The 15,468-nt window shown below is 50.5% G+C and carries 14 protein-coding genes; 10 read left to right on the top strand and 4 right to left on the bottom strand.

The window, feature by feature from the left end; translation table 11 throughout:
• Positions 1-29: 29 nt before the first annotated feature.
• Positions 30-533 (bottom strand): hypothetical protein, encoded by a 504-nt coding sequence (locus ACFQ0N_RS31465; RefSeq protein WP_379333992.1) that lies wholly within the window; start codon positions 531-533, stop codon positions 30-32.
• Positions 534-738: 205 nt separating this feature from the next.
• Here ACFQ0N_RS31465 and ACFQ0N_RS31470 point away from each other — a divergent pair, with 205 nt between their 5' ends.
• Positions 739-1,050: a YunC family protein gene (locus tag ACFQ0N_RS31470; RefSeq protein ID WP_379333994.1), complete on the top strand. Its 312-nt coding sequence runs from the start codon at positions 739-741 to the stop codon at positions 1,048-1,050.
• A gap of 53 nt (positions 1,051-1,103) precedes the next feature.
• Here the strand turns inward: ACFQ0N_RS31470 and mtnA are convergent, their stop codons facing one another.
• A complete protein-coding gene (gene mtnA / locus ACFQ0N_RS31475; RefSeq protein ID WP_379333996.1) occupies positions 1,104-2,162 on the bottom strand; it encodes an S-methyl-5-thioribose-1-phosphate isomerase in 1,059 nt (352 codons plus the stop codon).
• A gap of 19 nt (positions 2,163-2,181) precedes the next feature.
• On the bottom strand, positions 2,182-3,402 hold the full coding sequence (gene mtnK, locus ACFQ0N_RS31480; protein ID WP_379333998.1) for an S-methyl-5-thioribose kinase: 1,221 nt from the start codon (positions 3,400-3,402) through the stop codon (positions 2,182-2,184).
• A gap of 453 nt (positions 3,403-3,855) precedes the next feature.
• On the opposite strand from mtnK, the gene sufC reads away from it, so the two are divergent.
• Genes sufC through sufB form a run of 5 tightly spaced genes read left to right on the top strand, consistent with a single transcriptional unit; the run spans position 3,856 to position 9,039 of the window.
• Positions 3,856-4,635: a Fe-S cluster assembly ATPase SufC gene (gene sufC, locus ACFQ0N_RS31485; RefSeq protein WP_379334000.1), complete on the top strand. Its 780-nt coding sequence runs from the start codon at positions 3,856-3,858 to the stop codon at positions 4,633-4,635.
• A 21-nt stretch (positions 4,636-4,656) separates the two neighbouring features.
• Entirely contained in the window at positions 4,657-5,964 is a 1,308-nt protein-coding gene (gene sufD, locus ACFQ0N_RS31490; RefSeq protein ID WP_379334002.1) for a Fe-S cluster assembly protein SufD, read from the top strand.
• Positions 5,961-7,190: a cysteine desulfurase gene (locus tag ACFQ0N_RS31495; RefSeq protein WP_379334004.1), complete on the top strand. Its 1,230-nt coding sequence runs from the start codon at positions 5,961-5,963 to the stop codon at positions 7,188-7,190. The genes sufD and ACFQ0N_RS31495 overlap by 4 nt, the downstream gene beginning before the upstream one ends.
• A complete protein-coding gene (gene sufU, locus ACFQ0N_RS31500; RefSeq protein WP_379334006.1) occupies positions 7,177-7,596 on the top strand; it encodes a Fe-S cluster assembly sulfur transfer protein SufU in 420 nt (139 codons plus the stop codon). The genes ACFQ0N_RS31495 and sufU overlap by 14 nt, the downstream gene beginning before the upstream one ends.
• Positions 7,597-7,641: 45 nt before the next feature.
• Complete coding sequence (gene sufB / locus ACFQ0N_RS31505; protein WP_379334008.1) at positions 7,642-9,039, top strand: Fe-S cluster assembly protein SufB; 1,398 nt, start codon at positions 7,642-7,644, stop codon at positions 9,037-9,039.
• A 54-nt stretch (positions 9,040-9,093) separates the two neighbouring features.
• On the opposite strand, the gene ACFQ0N_RS31510 is transcribed toward sufB, so the two are convergent.
• Positions 9,094-10,167 carry an HD-GYP domain-containing protein gene (locus tag ACFQ0N_RS31510; RefSeq protein WP_379334010.1) on the bottom strand — a complete coding sequence of 358 codons (1,074 nt, stop codon included), beginning with the start codon at positions 10,165-10,167 and terminating at the stop codon, positions 9,094-9,096.
• 448 nt (positions 10,168-10,615) lie between these two features.
• Between ACFQ0N_RS31510 and ACFQ0N_RS31515 the strand changes: the two genes are divergently transcribed.
• The 4 genes from ACFQ0N_RS31515 to yfkAB all read left to right on the top strand — a co-directional run bounded on the left by ACFQ0N_RS31515 (position 10,616) and on the right by yfkAB (position 15,464).
• Complete coding sequence (locus ACFQ0N_RS31515) at positions 10,616-12,073, top strand: bifunctional metallophosphatase/5'-nucleotidase (protein ID WP_379334012.1); 1,458 nt, start codon at positions 10,616-10,618, stop codon at positions 12,071-12,073.
• A gap of 41 nt (positions 12,074-12,114) precedes the next feature.
• Positions 12,115-12,960: an undecaprenyl-diphosphate phosphatase gene (locus ACFQ0N_RS31520; protein ID WP_379334014.1), complete on the top strand. Its 846-nt coding sequence runs from the start codon at positions 12,115-12,117 to the stop codon at positions 12,958-12,960.
• A gap of 141 nt (positions 12,961-13,101) precedes the next feature.
• Positions 13,102-14,214 (top strand): HD-GYP domain-containing protein, encoded by a 1,113-nt coding sequence (locus ACFQ0N_RS31525; RefSeq protein ID WP_379334016.1) that lies wholly within the window; start codon positions 13,102-13,104, stop codon positions 14,212-14,214.
• Between the two features lie 122 nt (positions 14,215-14,336).
• Entirely contained in the window at positions 14,337-15,464 is a 1,128-nt protein-coding gene (gene yfkAB / locus ACFQ0N_RS31530) for a radical SAM/CxCxxxxC motif protein YfkAB (protein WP_379334018.1), read from the top strand.
• Positions 15,465-15,468 lie beyond the last annotated feature (4 nt).

The following is a 15,468-nucleotide window of genomic DNA, read 5'->3' on the forward strand; positions in this document are numbered from 1 at the left end:
ACTGCGGGTCAGCCCCTTCCTATTGTGCTTTAAATAACGAAATCATCGATTTCATTCCAGGTGAAGGCATAAACTTGCTTCTCGTCAACGTGATAGACAGTGATCGTCTGTGTATTCTCATCGAATTGAATGACGCGGCACGGAATGTTTAGCTTTACGCCGTGCCCCTTATTGACACTGAGGCGTATGAGCCGGTTCTCGGCGATTAAGCCCTGGATTTGCTTGGCCATAGCAGCCGCTGAATCGGCTGACGAGTCGGGCTCAATCTTCGTACCCGGCACCGTCGTCCCCCCTGATGCCCGCGCAGGATCGGGAATGACAATTTGGCAGATGCTGCCCTGCTGCTCATGCTGCGCGATAAGGCTGCCCATTTGCAGGCCGGAGACGATGCGGAAATCACGAAACGATGCTTGGTTAAGAATGTGCAGAAGCTGCTCTAGCGCAATGGCATTCGTCTTTCCTTCGACGAGAATGTCCACATTAAACATATAGGTATTTGTACCTGATTTTTCCTTATTGTCAGTTGGGTTCATAATGCCTCCATAGGGTCGTGCTAATGTAACTATCATATCATATAGAGCCCTGCAAGATGTAGTCTTTTCTTGGAAAGAAAAGATTGTATTTTGCATTTCGGCCTGGTGCAGTTTGCCTACACAGAATCCGACTTTTGGCATATATTGATCAAAACGAGTAATTAAACTTTTGCTGCTGCTATAGGACTAATGGAGGTGGTTTCGTATGATGAACATGATTCCAATTGCGTTAGAAGACGGTGTTAGCGCTATCGGCATCGAAGTGAAGCTGCCGAAAACGACCTTGCTTGTAGTAACGACGGACAAAGGATATATTATGTGCGGCGCGCTTGATGTAGGGCTGCTGAATGAGCGGCTTGCCGACCGGGGAATCATTGCAGGGCGGGCTGTCGGCGTACGGACGATCGGGGAGCTGCTGGAGGGGCCGCTCGAATCGGTTACAATAGCGGCGGAAGCGCTTGGAATTGTACCGGGAATGATAGGAAAAGACGCTGTCAAAATAATGGCTACGGCATAAAAAAAGGAGCAATCCGCAGGCAGGCAAGGCCGACGGGTTGCTCCTTTGATTTCCTAGCTTTCAAATAATTTTCTTAGATTCACATCGAATGGAGCGTGTACGATCCCTTTTTCTGTAATAATCGCTGTTACATACTCATGCGGCGTCACATCAAATGCCGGGTTGTATACTTTGACTCCTTGCGGTGCGGTGCGCTTGCCGAAGCCTTCGGTAATTTCCGCTTCATCGCGCTCTTCGATCGGAATGAGATCCCCGGAAGCGGTCTGCAGATCAATCGTTGACAACGGACAAGCGACGTAGAAGGGGATGCCGTGAGCTTTGGCCAGCACGGCCACGCTGTAGGTGCCGATTTTATTTGCGACGTCGCCATTAGCTGCAACGCGGTCTGTACCGACTATAACCGCGTTCACCCAGCCTTTGCTCATGACCATGCCGGCCATGTTGTCACAGATCAGGGTGACATCGACCCCGGCCTGATGCAGCTCGAATGCGGTCAAGCGGGCGCCCTGGAGTACCGGGCGGGTTTCATCGGCGTACACGCGCAGCGACATGCCTTGTTCCTTGGCCAGATAGAAGGGAGCCAGCGCTGTACCGTATTTGGCCGTTGCCAGACCGCCGGCATTGCAATGCGTCAGCACCCCCATGCCATCCTCGAATAAGGATAGTGCATACTCGCCAATCCGCCGGTTTGTCGCCTCGTCCTCCTGTTGAATGGCAATCGCCTCATTGAGCAGCGCCTGCTTCATGCCGGCAAGCGTCTGACCGGTTGCAGCCAGCGAGCCGGCAAATGCCTTCATCCGATCAAGCGCCCAAAAGAGATTGACGGCTGTCGGACGCGATGTAGCCAGATGGCCCGCAGCTTCCTCGACGGCCTTGAGCCAGGAGGAAGCATCCTCAGCAGATCGGCTGCCGAGGACAACGCCATAGGCGGCGGCTATGCCGATCGCAGGTGCGCCGCGTACCTTCAGATGGCGGATCGCTTCCCATACATCCTGAACAGTAGTCAACGGGAGGTACACCGTCTCTTCCGGCAAAAGCCGCTGGTCCAGCAAATCAAGTTTTTCCTCTGCCCAAATGACCGATTGCAGGGCAGTATCGTTCGTAAGTGTCATGATAAAATTCCTTTCTGTACTAGGCGTTAGCCAGCGCGGAAGCACCCGCGGCAAGTGCGATTGCTTCTTCTATGGAGCGAGCCTTGCGGTTGTGTTTAATAAGCGCCGTGCCGATGGCCAGCGCTTTGCGCTGCGCCTGCTCGCGAACGGCTGTGTCGGCGATAGTGTCAATATCCGCTACATGGGCGAGCCCGACAATACGGCGCACCATTTTGCAGCCGGCAAATCCGATCGTATCCCGCAGCAGCTGCAGCATGTAATGGTCCTTGTAAGCGGCTGAGCTGGAAGCAAGGCGATCTACGGAAACCTGCTCCCACAAAGCACGGAATTTTGCTTCGAATTGGGTCCATATGTCGGCTATCATCGTCAACAGATTTTCTTTGTACTGCTCGTAAACGGCCTCCGATGCATCCCAGCCTTCGCGGGAGGCATAATTTAGCAGCAGATTTGCCAGCACGGCGCCGATGTCAAAGCCGATCGGGCCGTAATAAGCAAACTCCGGATCGATGACTTTCGTCGATTGCGGCGTAATGAAAATGCTGCCCGTATGCAGGTCGCCGTGCAAAAGCGCCTGCGCCTGCGTGAGAAATTTCTCCCGCAGAAGCGCAACCTCGAAATGAAGTTCGCTGTCTTCAGTAAGCGCCTGCGCAGCATCCTGAATGGCCGGATCGATATTGTTGTTGCTTGAGTGTGTATACGGATCGTCAAAGATGAGATCTTCAGTAATTTTGCATAATTCCGGATTAATAAATGCGCGAACCTTTAACTTCTTCTCCTGCTGATTCATGCCAAGGTCAGAAGTATAGAACAATGTATTGGCCATGAAGGTGGAGATATGATCGGCAAACAGCGGATAGCTGCCGCCCTCAATCAAGCCGCGGCGCATAATGACATGATCGCTCAAATCCTCCATAATTGTCAGCGCCAGCTCGGGATCGTAGCGGTAGACGCGCGGGACGAGCCCGGGCGCCAGCTCTCCTTGCAGCTGAAGCGCTTCGCTTTCGATGCGGGCGCGGTCTAGGGTGAGCGGCCAGGATTCGCCTACAACTTTCGCGTAAGGAAGAGCCTGCTTCATAATAACGCTTTGCCCGCTGGCGGGGTCTGTAATATGGAAGACGAGATTCAGATTGCCGTCGCCGATCTCGCGGCATTGCAACTGGGCGTCCCCGGTAAAAATTTCTGACAAACTGCGGGCGATTTCGACCGCTTCTTGCTCGGTTAACGGATGATAAGCAGACACTGAATGTCCACCTCCTGTATTGTGCTGAAAACTCGACTTTTTGAACACGCATCTTTAGAACAGTATAGCGAAATATTTTTCGGGTTGGAATACCCTACTTAAATTATAGGAAAAGTTATAGATGTGAAATTTGACGAGGAACGATCATTATGGCAAGATTAGGCTTGGTCGTGTTCGGTGATAATGATAACAGCTGCCGACAGGCAAGCAAGCCGGGCAGACTACCCGTCAACAGCTTATTTTGCAGGATTATTGGCGGAGTTGATTGCTTTATAATCAGACTTATACTAAAATGATTATTGAGAATCAGTGAGAATCATTTTAGAATGATTATTAATGAGGATTGTCAACCAGAATGAGTAGTTCGAAGTACTAGTATAGCAACAACTAGCCATTATTAGCAACCTCGAAGACTCAAGCTTTGGCATCCATAATATGGAGGGAAACATACTTATGTCAACACAATTTGTCATCGACGGATTAAAAGCCGAAATTGAGAATAAAGAGATTTTGAAAGGGATTAACCTATCCATCAAGGGCGGCGAGGTGCATGCGATCATGGGTCCGAACGGTACAGGCAAAAGTACACTGGCTTCCGCTCTGATGGGACATCCGAAATATGAAGTGACAGACGGCAGCGTGACGATCGACGGAGAAGACGTACTTGAGATGGCTACAGACGAGCGCGCGCGTGCCGGACTATTCCTCGCCATGCAGTATCCAAGTGAAATTGCCGGCGTGACGAACTCCGACTTTTTGCGCAGTGCCATCAATGCCCGCCGCGAAGAAGGCAATGAGATTTCCCTGATCAAATTTATCCGCCAAATGGAAAGCAAAATGAAAGAGCTGGACATGAATCCCGAGTTTGCCCACCGTTATTTGAATGAAGGCTTCTCCGGGGGCGAGAAGAAGCGTAACGAAATTTTGCAGATGATGATGCTTGATCCGAAAATCGTCATTTTGGACGAGATTGATTCGGGTCTTGATATCGATGCGCTCAAAATTGTTGCGGCTGGCGTTAACGCTATGCGTGCAGAGGACCGCGGCTTTTTGATCATCACGCACTATCAGCGTCTGCTTAACTATATTAAGCCAGATTTTGTCCATGTTATGATGCAAGGGCGCATTGTGAAATCCGGAGGACCGGAATTGGCAGAGCGTCTGGAGAATGAAGGCTACGATTGGGTAAAAGAAGAACTGGGCATCGAAGACGAAACCGTTGGCCAGGTTTAGGCGGAAAGGAGGCAGTAAGCAATGAGTACACAACTAACGACTCCGGTTAACCGTCAGTCAGTAGAAGCATTGTCCCGCGGCAAGGGCGAGCCGGATTGGCTCACAGCCGCACGCGGCAAAGGCGCCGAGCTGGCCGAGCAGCTTGAATGGCCAAAGCCGGAAAAAGTGCGCATCAATCGCTGGGAGCTGATGGCGCTTGGCGCAGATAAGCCGCAAGCCGCTATAGCTGCGGTTGATGAACTGCCGGAAGCAGTTCGCAGCCTGAGCGGGGAGACGCCGGCCGGTCTTGTCGTACAGCGTAACTCGTCCGCGGTATGGAGCCGGCTGTCGGCAGAATTGCAAGCGAAGGGCGTCATTTTTACCGACCTGGAGACAGCTGTACGCGAGCACGGAGATTTGGTGCAAAAGTATCTCTATCAAGCCGTCGGGCAAGATGAAGATAAGCTGACAGCACTTCATTCTGCAATTTGGAATGGCGGCGTATTCCTCTATGTGGCGAAGAACGTAGAAATTGAGCTGCCGCTGCAGGCCCTGTTCTACAGCGACGATGCCGAGGCTTCATTCGCTCCGCATGTATTGATTGTCGCGGACAACCACAGCCGCGTGACGTATGTGGAAAATGTCGTCAGCGAACGGGCTGCCGCAGAGACTTCGCTTGTACAGCAGGCGATTGTGGAAGTGTTCGTGAAGCCGGGCGCAGAAGTTCGCTTTGCTACTGTTCATCATATGGCAGAGCATATAATCGATATGACGATTCGCCGCGCAATTGTGGAAAATGATGCCCGTATGGAATGGATCGTCGGCGATCTTCATGACGGCCACGTGCTTTCAGACACGCAATCGCATCTGAAAGGCAATGGTTCGAGCGCTGATGCGAAAGTAATCAGCATCGGTTCGAACAAACAGCAGATGAGTTTGACGACGCGGGCCGTTCACTTCGGACGCAGCTCGGACAGCAATATGGTGACACGCGCAGTAATGAAGGACCAGGCATCTGCGATTATTAACGGAATTACGAAGATTGAGAAGGCGGCTACCAAAGCTAACGGCGTGCAAACGGAAAAAGTGCTAATGCTCAGCCCGAAAGCGCGCGGAGATGCGAACCCGATTTTGCTGATCGATGAAGACGATGTTACAGCAGGGCACGCTGCGAGCGTTGGCCAGGTGAACCCGGAGCAGGTTTACTACTTGATGTCTCGCGGGATTTCGAAGCAGGAAGCGGAGCGGTTAATTATTTATGGCTTCCTGGCGCCGGTTGTATCGGAAATTCCGATCGATGTGGTGCGGGAACAGCTTCAGCGTCTGCTTGAAAGGAAGCTGGAAGTATGAATGTGAATGCGATTCGGGAACAATTTCCGATTCTGCATCAGCATATAAATGAGCATCCGCTCGTTTATTTGGACAGCGCGGCATCTTCGCAGAAGCCGCGTTCCGTCATTGATGCGATGAAAAAATATTATGAGTCGGACAATGCAAATGTGCATCGCGGCGTCCATACGCTCGGTTCCCGGGCGACGGATGCTTACGAAGGCGCCCGCGAAAAAATCCGCGCTTTTCTCAACGCCAAAAGTGTGCAGGAAATTATTTATACGCGCGGCACCACGACGGCGCTTAATCTGGTAGCTGCCAGCTATGCGCGCGCAGTCTGCGGCGAGGGCGATGAGATCGTCATTACGCCGATGGAGCACCACAGCAATTTGATTCCATGGCAGCAGGCTGCAAAAGCGACAGGCGCTGTGTTGAAATATATTCCGCTGCAGGCTGACGGAACGATAACGTTGGAAGATGCCCAGCGTACAATAACCGATCGGACGAAAATTGTGTCCATCGTCCATGTCTCCAACGTACTCGGCGTGATCAATCCGGTGAAGGAAATTGCTGCTGTCGCCCATCGCTACGGCGCCGTAATGGTTGTGGACGGAGCGCAAAGCACCCCGCATATGAAGGTCGATGTTCAGGATTTGGACTGCGATTTCTTTGCTTTTTCCGGCCATAAAATGTGCGGCCCGACTGGAATCGGCGTTTTGTACGGCAAAAAAGAGCTTCTGGAAAAGATGGAGCCAATCGAGTTCGGCGGCGAAATGATCGACTTTGTCGATTTGTATGAGTCGACCTGGAAGGAGCTTCCCTGGAAATTTGAAGGAGGCACGCCGATTATTGCCGGTGCGGTTGGATTGGGAGCGGCGATCGATTTCTTGCAGGAAGTCGGGCTTGATGCGATTGAAGCGCATGAGCATAAACTTGCGTCGTATGCTTATGAGCGCTTAAGCGCAATTGCAGGAACGACCATTTACGGACCGGGACCGCGCGAGCGGGCAGGACTGATTACCTTCAATATTGAAGATGTCCATCCTCACGATGTGGCGACAGTGCTTGATACGAAAGGGATTGCGATCCGCGCCGGCCATCACTGCGCACAGCCGCTTATGCGCTGGCTGAATGTTTCCGCTACTGCGCGCGCAAGCTTTTATGTATACAATACCGAAGAGGACGTTGACCGTCTTGCGGACGCCCTCCATCAGACAAAGGAGTTCTTCGGTCATGCAATTGGATGATTTGTATCGTCGAGTCATTATGGATCATTATAAAAATCCGCGCAATCGCGGCACGATGGATGCAGACTCGGTGACGATTAATTTGAATAACCCGACCTGCGGTGACCGCATCTCGCTGCAGTTGCAACTCGAAGACGGGAAAGTGAAGCAGGCGAAATATACTGGCGAAGGCTGTTCGATCAGTATGTCGTCGGCATCGATGATGACGGAGGCCGTTAAAGGCAAGTCATTGGATGAAGCGCTGGCGCTGGCAGACAATTTTTCTTCCTTCATCAAAGGCGAGTCCGTCGAATTTGATTATGAGGACATAGAGGCGTTGTCCGGGGTAAGCAAATTTCCCGCACGCATCAAATGCGCGACACTTGCTTGGAATGCATTACGTAAAGGCATCGAGCAGGACAACTAAAATAAGGAACGCCGGCGTGCGTTCTGCAAGGGAGGCTTACGCAACATGGCTAAAAAAATGCCCGAAATGGAAGAATACAAATATGGTTTTCGCGATGAGCACAAAGCGATTTTCCAAACTGGAAAAGGCTTGACACCGGAAATTGTCCGCACGATCTCCGAAATGAAAAACGAACCGGAATGGATGCTGAAATTCCGCCTGAAGGCGCTTGAGCAATTTAACAAAATGCCGATGCCGCGCTGGGGGGGAGATCTGGACGATCTGGACTTCGACGATATTCAATACTATGTCAAGCCTTCTGAAAAGCAAGGGAAAACATGGGAGGAAGTACCGGCGGAGATTAAAGAAACGTTCGACAAGCTCGGTATTCCGGAGGCGGAGCAAAAGTTTTTGGCCGGCGTATCCGCGCAATACGAGTCCGAGGTTGTTTACCATAGCATGCAAGAGGATCTGGAGAAGCAAGGCGTTATTTTCATGGATACAGATACTGCGCTGCGCGAGCATCCGGAAATTTTCAAAGAGCATTTCGGCACAGTTATTCCGTCGACCGACAATAAATTTGCCGCGCTGAATAGCGCCGTATGGTCCGGCGGCAGCTTTATCTATGTTCCGAAAGGTGTAAAATGTGAAATTCCGCTGCAGGCTTATTTCCGGATTAACTCGGAAAATATGGGTCAATTCGAGCGCACGCTCATTATCGCGGATGAAGACAGCTTCGTGCACTATGTTGAGGGATGTACAGCTCCAATCTACAGCACTAACTCGCTTCATAGCGCAGTAGTTGAAATTATCGTCAAGAAAAACGCGCGCGTTCGCTACACGACCATTCAAAACTGGGCGCCAAACATCTACAACCTCGTTACAAAACGTGCGGTAGCTGAAGAAAATGCGACCATGGAATGGGTGGACGGCAACATCGGCTCCAAGCTGACGATGAAATATCCGGCAGTTATCTTGAAAGGCCGCGGCGCAAAAGGCATGGTACTGTCGATCGCCGTTGCCGGCAAAGGGCAGCATCAGGATGCCGGTGCTAAAATGCTGCACCTGGCGCCGGAAACGACTTCCACGATCGTATCGAAATCAATCAGTAAGCATGGCGGCAAAGTGACTTATCGCGGTCTCGCTTCATTCGGACGCAATTCGGAAGGATCGAAGGCCAACATCAAGTGCGATACGCTCATTCTTGACAACGAGTCGACTTCAGATACAATCCCGTATAATGAAATTATGAACGACAATATTACGCTGGAGCACGAGGCGACCGTGTCCAAGGTGTCAGAAGATCAATTGTTCTATCTGATGAGCCGCGGATTGACGGAAGCAGAGGCGACGCAGATGATCGTTATGGGCTTTATTGAGCCGTTTACAAAAGAGCTGCCGATGGAATATGCAGTAGAGATGAATCGTCTGATCAAATTTGAAATGGAAGGCTCCATCGGTTAATAAAAAAGAGCGCCAAATCTGCTTCTTCAGGAAGCGAGAGCTGGCGCTCTTTTTTCACATAAAAACATGTTTAACTTCATAAGACCGTTCCTGCGATAGATCGATAAACGTATCATCGATCTGCACGAGCGGCCGGAAAAATTCCGAAGGATGCGTCATAATAATGGTTCCCATCTCGCCGCTCTGCAGCTCGACGCGTTTGCCGATGAAGTTGGGAATCATATGCTTGATGAACGTATGAGTCGTATTCGCATCCAGTTCTGTGAAGCTCATTTTGTATAGTTCCTTGAGCACATACAGCAAATCGCGCTTCTGCTGATAGACGCGGGTAGAAATCATGGCACTGTAAATATCGGCTACGGCGACGATTTTCGAGACGGGATGGATCTCGTTGTCCCGCAGACCGTAAGGATATCCGGAACCGTTAATTCGCTCATGATGCTGCAAAGCTACAATTGCAGCCAGCGAGTCGGGGCCGATGGAATTGCTGAGTATAGTATGGCCATGGACAGGATGCTTCTTGATCAGCTCGAATTCCTCATAACTGAGCTGAGAAGGTTTGTTTAATATATCGTCGGTTATGTTGCATTTGCCTATGTCATGCAAGAAGCCGGCCTGTCCAATCTGTACGGCCTCCTGCTCATCGTATCCAAGCCAGTAAGCCAAATAGTAAGACAACATGCCTACTTGTACAGAATGCTGATAGGTGTAGTCGTCCTTCGTATTCAGCAGCAGCAGCATGGATACGACATCGCGCTCCAGCTTGAAGTTATCAAGCAGCGGCTGAAAGGTGGCTGCAGCAGCGGATTGTTCAATCTTGCCGGTCTGAAAGGCCTCCTTAAACAGCTGCTCGCAGCCTTGAACGACTTCTTGGTAGAGCGGTTCCATTGTTGTCAGCCATTTCGGATTCAGTTCGGCTTCCAGGGGGCGGTCGGTTTTAGCAGGAGCCTGCTGTACTGCAGCGGCTGAAGTATCGATGTCGACGTATTCCACGCGATGCTGAAGCAATAAAGTGATTTCTTTCTCGAACAGTGCCGTTCCTTTCGACAATACATGCAGCCCGTGCAGGTTGAATGCGTCTTGTGCGAGCTTGTCGCCATCTTTCAAATCAGCTACATAGATCCTCATCTTCCACCTCGGAGTATTCTCTCACTTTTTACCTACTTTTAATTTAAGTCTATGGTAGCAATAAAGCGATAAAATGGCAATAAGAGAGTTAGGGAGGTAATGGTTCTAAAGGTCCTTGTCATGAAGATGGGCGGGATTTTGCCTCGCGGGTAAAAGCTTGTCATTAATATGAATGGTATTGATGCTTGCGGCATATGCTTCATTACATAACGGATCGTCTGTCCGCATGACTCACAGTTGCCCGCTCTTTTTGACCGCAGCAAAGTTCGGCCTGCCGGTAATTAAGCCGCAGCATACCATATTCAGCATGAAAATGGTATGCTTGTTAAAGGTGTAAATGAGCCAAGGGCGCAATGAATGCTGCAATTGGCTTACGCTGCAGATCATGAAGCATACAGGAGTCAGTTTTATGAAACGACTCTACATTTTTAATATAGCGGAGGCATGTATGAGCAATAGGGGACAGGACGCGCCAGTAGTTGTACTTTTGCACAGCAATGATGTGCATAGCCGGTTGGAGCAAGCCGCGAAAATGTCATCCTATATTGCTGACACGCGGCGGGAACTGGGATGCGATCATGTGCTGGTTGTCGATATTGGCGATCATATGGACCGGATGCGGCCGGAGACAGAAGGCAGTGACGGAGAGGTCAACATTGCGCTGCTTAACGCAGCAGGCTACGAGGCTGTGACGCTCGGCAACAATGAGGGCTTGACTTTTACGGCAGAGCAGCTGGAGGAGAAGCTGGGAAAACAGGCGAAGTTTATTCCGATTTGTGCAAACATGAAGCTTATCGGCCGGGACGGGACGAGTTCGCGGCCCGAATGGCTGCAGCCTTCTGCCATTGTGCAAAAAAGCGGCTTGGCAATTGGCTTGATTGGTGTAACGGCGGCTTTCGCGAATTTTTATACGCTGCTTGGCTGGGACGCTTCCGATCCGCTTGCTGCAGTAAGAGAGCAGGTGGCAGCAATGCGGGAGCAGGCAGATGTCGTTGTCATCATGTCGCATCTCGGTTTGCCGCTTGATCGCATGATGGCGGAGCAAATTGACGGCATTGATCTTATATTAGGCGGTCATACCCATCATTTGCTTGAAGAGCCGGAGCGAATTAACGGCACGCTGGTATGCGCGGCAGGAAAATTCGGCGAATACATTGGGCGCGTAGAGATAAGGATGCCCGCAGGCCATGTGCGTCCGCAGCTTACTGCAGCTTGCATTCCGGTTTCGGCTTATGAAGAGCATCCGGAGGCGGCTGAAATTATTGCGGGTTATAAAAATACTGCCGCTGAGCGCTTGAACAGGGTAATTGTTCATTTGTCCGAGCCGTTACCGTTCCGGAATGGACAGGAGTCGCCGCTGGCCAATATGCTTGCTTCCGGCCTCCGGCGGTGGACTGGAGCGGAAATCGGCCTCGTTAACGCCGGTCAATTGCTGGGCGGGCTGGCCGTCGGAGATGTGACAGAGGGAGAGCTGCATGCGCTGTGCCCCTCGCCAATTAATCCGTGCCGCATGAAGCTGACGGGACAGGCTATTAAAGAGGCACTGGAGCAATCGCTGCTGCCCGATTATATCGAAAAGCCTATTCGGGGTTTTGGCTTTCGCGGCTCGGTGCTGGGCACCCTGGCAGTGGACGGCCTGGCGATTGCCTGGAATCCGGCTCGTGAGCCTGATCAAAAAATCGTCGCTATCGAAGTGAATGGCCAGCCGTTGGAGGCTGAGCGCGAATATATTGTCGGCACGATAGATATGTTTACGTTTGGAATCGGCTATGAGTCGATTAAGACAGGTACAGACATTCAATATTATTTGCCGGAATTTATTCGAGGCGTGCTTGCGGAACAACTGAAGAGCAGCACGGCAATCCAGGACAGTCATCTGACCCGATGGAGGATTATAAATCCGTAAGCCGTTCTTTGAAAGGCATGAAGGAGCGGTGACGATAGACGATGGGAGAATTATTAAATGCAATCGTGTTGGCCATTGTAGAGGGGTTGACTGAATTTTTGCCGGTTTCCTCCTCCGGTCATATGATTTTGACCAATAAGCTGCTTGGTTACTCGCCGGACAATCAGCAGATTATTACGTTTGAAATCGTAATTCAGCTGGCTGCAATTTTGGCAATTGCACTCGTATATCGAACGCGGATTGCAGGCTTGCTGGGCCTGTCCCGCAAAATTGAACCGGTTCAAGGCTTTTCAATCGCCAAGGCAATGGGACGTAAATTAAATTTAGCGCATATCGCGCTCGGCATTATGCCGGCGCTGCTGCTAGCCTATTTGCTGCGGGACATCATTAAAGGAGAAGGCTTTAATCAACTGCCGGTGCTGCTTTCGCTCGTTGTAGGAGGCTTGTACATGTGGGCTGCTGAATGGCTGGCCGATTCCCGTAAAATTCGCATGACGGCGGAGACTGTTGATGACATCACTTATAAGCAGGCCTTCCAAATCGGACTTTTGCAATGCTTGTCGCTATGGCCGGGTTTTTCCCGTTCAGGCTCGACAATTGCCGGCGGCATGCTCGTCGGCACGAGCTACCGCGCCGCGGCAGATTTTTCCTTTATTATGGCGATCCCCATTATGGCTGCTGCAACCGGCTTTGAGCTTCTGGAGAACTTCGCTTATATTCGCGGGTCCAACTTGCCTTTCTTCATCATCGGCTTTATTGTTTCGTTTGTTGTGGCTTGGCTGGTCGTTGTATTGTTTTTGAAGCATATTCAAAAAGTGAAGCTGAAACATTTCGCGTTCTACCGTTTTTTCGTTGCCGCTCTATTCTGGTTTTTTATTATGCGATAATTTTGAGCGGGGAAGCAGGAAAATTGTCGACATTTGCCGAATATTATATTGCTTAATTAATGAAATTTGCGTAAATTAGCAATATGGATTAGCTTCGCGCTAGATAAATGAGGAAAATAGAAGCAGGCAGGGGGCGCTTCAATGCGGTTATTGCCCACTCAATTATGTCGTCCGGGGATGAGGCTGGCGAAAAAAATCTATTCCGAGGAAGGAACGATTCTGCTTGCGGAACATGTAGAGCTAACCAGCAAGCTAATTGACCGCTTGTCTGAGTATGGCGTCAGTTTCGTGTATGTTGAGGATCCGAAAACAGCCGATTTGAAAATTCCCGATGTGTTGAAGGACGAGACCCGGCATCGGGCGCTAACGGAAATCCGCAGTAATTTTCGCGATATTATGGAACGCCCAAATCGTAAAGGGACGGTAACTTATCCTTTCATTGACAAGCCCTTTCGCCATATTATGAATATGGTGCTGGATGATCTGACCGATCAGAAGGACGCGCTTATTATGTTAATGAATATGGGCATCGTCGACGATTATTTGTTTCAGCACTCGCTCAACGTATGCGTCTATGCAACGTTACTCGGCATTGCAGCCGGCTATTCCAGAGATGAGCTGATGACTTTAGGGCTTGGAGCGATGCTGCATGATATCGGCAAGACGCAAGTCAGCACGACAATATTGAAGAAGCAGGGCAAGCTCAGCGCTGAAGAATATGAAGAGATGAAGCGCCATGCTGAACGCGGCTTTTGGCTGCTGAAGGATGAGCCGAACATTCCTTTAGTGGTAGCGCATTGCGCTTATCAGCATCATGAGCGGCTCGATGGCAGCGGCTATCCGCGCGGCATTAAAGGCGATGAAATCCACGAATATGCCAAATGGATCGGCATTGTCGATTCGTATGATGCGATGACATCAACCAGAGTTTATAAAAACCCGATGCTGCCCCATCAGGCTGTCGAATCTCTCTACGCGGGTACCGGCACCATGTATGAACAGCGGATGCTGCAATTTTTTCGGGATAAAGTCGCGATTTATCCTTTAGGCCTTACGGTCAAGCTGCAAACGGGAGAATCGGGCGTTGTCGTTGATCTGAATCCGTCATGCGCTCACCGGCCGATCGTTCGCGTGTTATACAATGAGAACGGCGAGGAGCTGGCGATTCCTTATGAAGTAAATTTATCCGAGGATCTGTCGGCGATGATCGTCAGCGTCAACGATGAGCAGAAGCGTTTTGCATCAGGTGCATAAATCATATCGCGTCTTGCGATACGGAGCCGCCGCGGCTCTTTTTTTTATAGGATTTGCAACGGGCGGCAATGAACATTAAAATGGTAGTTACGGTAAAATAATTGTGAAATCAGGTGTTTTTATTGAAAGCGAATTTAATTTCGAATATAGCTCGTCCCTTATCTCCCGATAATGATCCATGGGATCCGATCGGTTCCTTGCGGCAGTATGGCAGGCATCGTTTGACCGGTATTGAGATGACTATATCGAACCTTTGCAATATGCGCTGCGAGCACTGTGCCGTCGGGGATACTCTGGTGATGGCTGAGCCTGAGAAAATCCCGTTATCGGATATGCTGCGGCGGCTGGATGAAGCCGAACAGCTGCAAACCATCAGCATTACAGGAGGAGAACCGTCCTTTTCAGAAAAAACAGTAAGGGATTATATCGTTCCGATTTTGAAATACGCCCGCGACCGGGGGCTGCGTTCGCAAATCAACTCCAATCTGACGCTGGACTACAGCCGTTATGAGGCGTTGGCCCCGTACCTGGATGTCATGCATATTTCGTTCAATTATACTTCTGTTGATGAATTTCATCAGATTGGCTTTGCCAGAAGCGGTCATGCGGTCCCTCGTCAGGCTGCACTCCGGATGTATGAGCGGATGATTGAGAATGCGCGCAAGCTCAGTGCCGGAGGAATGCTCGTCTCGGCAGAATCGATGATTAATTATCGCACCCATCAAAAAATGGCCGATATTCACCGGCTGATCGTTGAGATGGGGTGCCGCAGGCATGAGGTTCATCCGATGTATCCGAGCGCATTTGCGGCCAATCTGCCGATGATTAGTAAAGCGCAAATGAGAGAAGCTATAATAAGTCTGCTTGATCACCGTTCAGCGGATATTTGGATGCTGTTTGGCACATTGCCGTTTTACCATTGCAGTGAGGATGAAGCGGAGCGGGCGCTGCTTACACGGCTTGCGCAGGAAAAAAATGTGACTGTGCGCAACGATCCGGATGGGCGCAATCGGATTAATGTCAATTTGTTTACCGGAGATGTGTTTGTCACCGACTTTTCCGATCTTCCGGCCTTTGGGAATATTCGCGAGGATCGGCTGGATGAGCTGTTTGAGCGCTGGCTCAGCAGTCCGCTTGCGCAAAGCGTTGGCTGCTATTGCCCGGCTGCAAGCTGCTGCGGACCGAATTTGCTTGTGAAAGAAATGTACTATAAGCAAACCGATTTTTCCAAACGGCAGGCGATTATATAAATGT

It is taken from the genome of Paenibacillus sp. GCM10027626 (assembly GCF_042676285.1).
Classification (GTDB): domain Bacteria; phylum Bacillota; class Bacilli; order Paenibacillales; family Paenibacillaceae; genus Paenibacillus_Z.

What these genes read in the sequence shown, in the direction of transcription:
- sufC (WP_379334000.1), top strand. Translation starts at nt 3,856, where the DNA reads ATGTCAACACAATTTGTCATCGACGGATTAAAAGCCGAAATTGAGAAT.
- ACFQ0N_RS31525 (WP_379334016.1), top strand. Translation starts at nt 13,102, where the DNA reads ATGCGGTTATTGCCCACTCAATTATGTCGTCCGGGGATGAGGCTGGCG.
- mtnA (WP_379333996.1), bottom strand. Translation starts at nt 2,162, where the DNA reads ATGACACTTACGAACGATACTGCCCTGCAATCGGTCATTTGGGCAGAG.
- ACFQ0N_RS31520 (WP_379334014.1), top strand. Translation starts at nt 12,115, where the DNA reads ATGGGAGAATTATTAAATGCAATCGTGTTGGCCATTGTAGAGGGGTTG.
- ACFQ0N_RS31515 (WP_379334012.1), top strand. Translation starts at nt 10,616, where the DNA reads ATGAGCAATAGGGGACAGGACGCGCCAGTAGTTGTACTTTTGCACAGC.
- sufU (WP_379334006.1), top strand. Translation starts at nt 7,177, where the DNA reads ATGCAATTGGATGATTTGTATCGTCGAGTCATTATGGATCATTATAAA.
- sufB (WP_379334008.1), top strand. Translation starts at nt 7,642, where the DNA reads ATGGCTAAAAAAATGCCCGAAATGGAAGAATACAAATATGGTTTTCGC.
- ACFQ0N_RS31470 (WP_379333994.1), top strand. Translation starts at nt 739, where the DNA reads ATGATGAACATGATTCCAATTGCGTTAGAAGACGGTGTTAGCGCTATC.
- ACFQ0N_RS31465 (WP_379333992.1), bottom strand. Translation starts at nt 533, where the DNA reads ATGAACCCAACTGACAATAAGGAAAAATCAGGTACAAATACCTATATG.
- ACFQ0N_RS31510 (WP_379334010.1), bottom strand. Translation starts at nt 10,167, where the DNA reads ATGAGGATCTATGTAGCTGATTTGAAAGATGGCGACAAGCTCGCACAA.
- sufD (WP_379334002.1), top strand. Translation starts at nt 4,657, where the DNA reads ATGAGTACACAACTAACGACTCCGGTTAACCGTCAGTCAGTAGAAGCA.
- ACFQ0N_RS31495 (WP_379334004.1), top strand. Translation starts at nt 5,961, where the DNA reads ATGAATGTGAATGCGATTCGGGAACAATTTCCGATTCTGCATCAGCAT.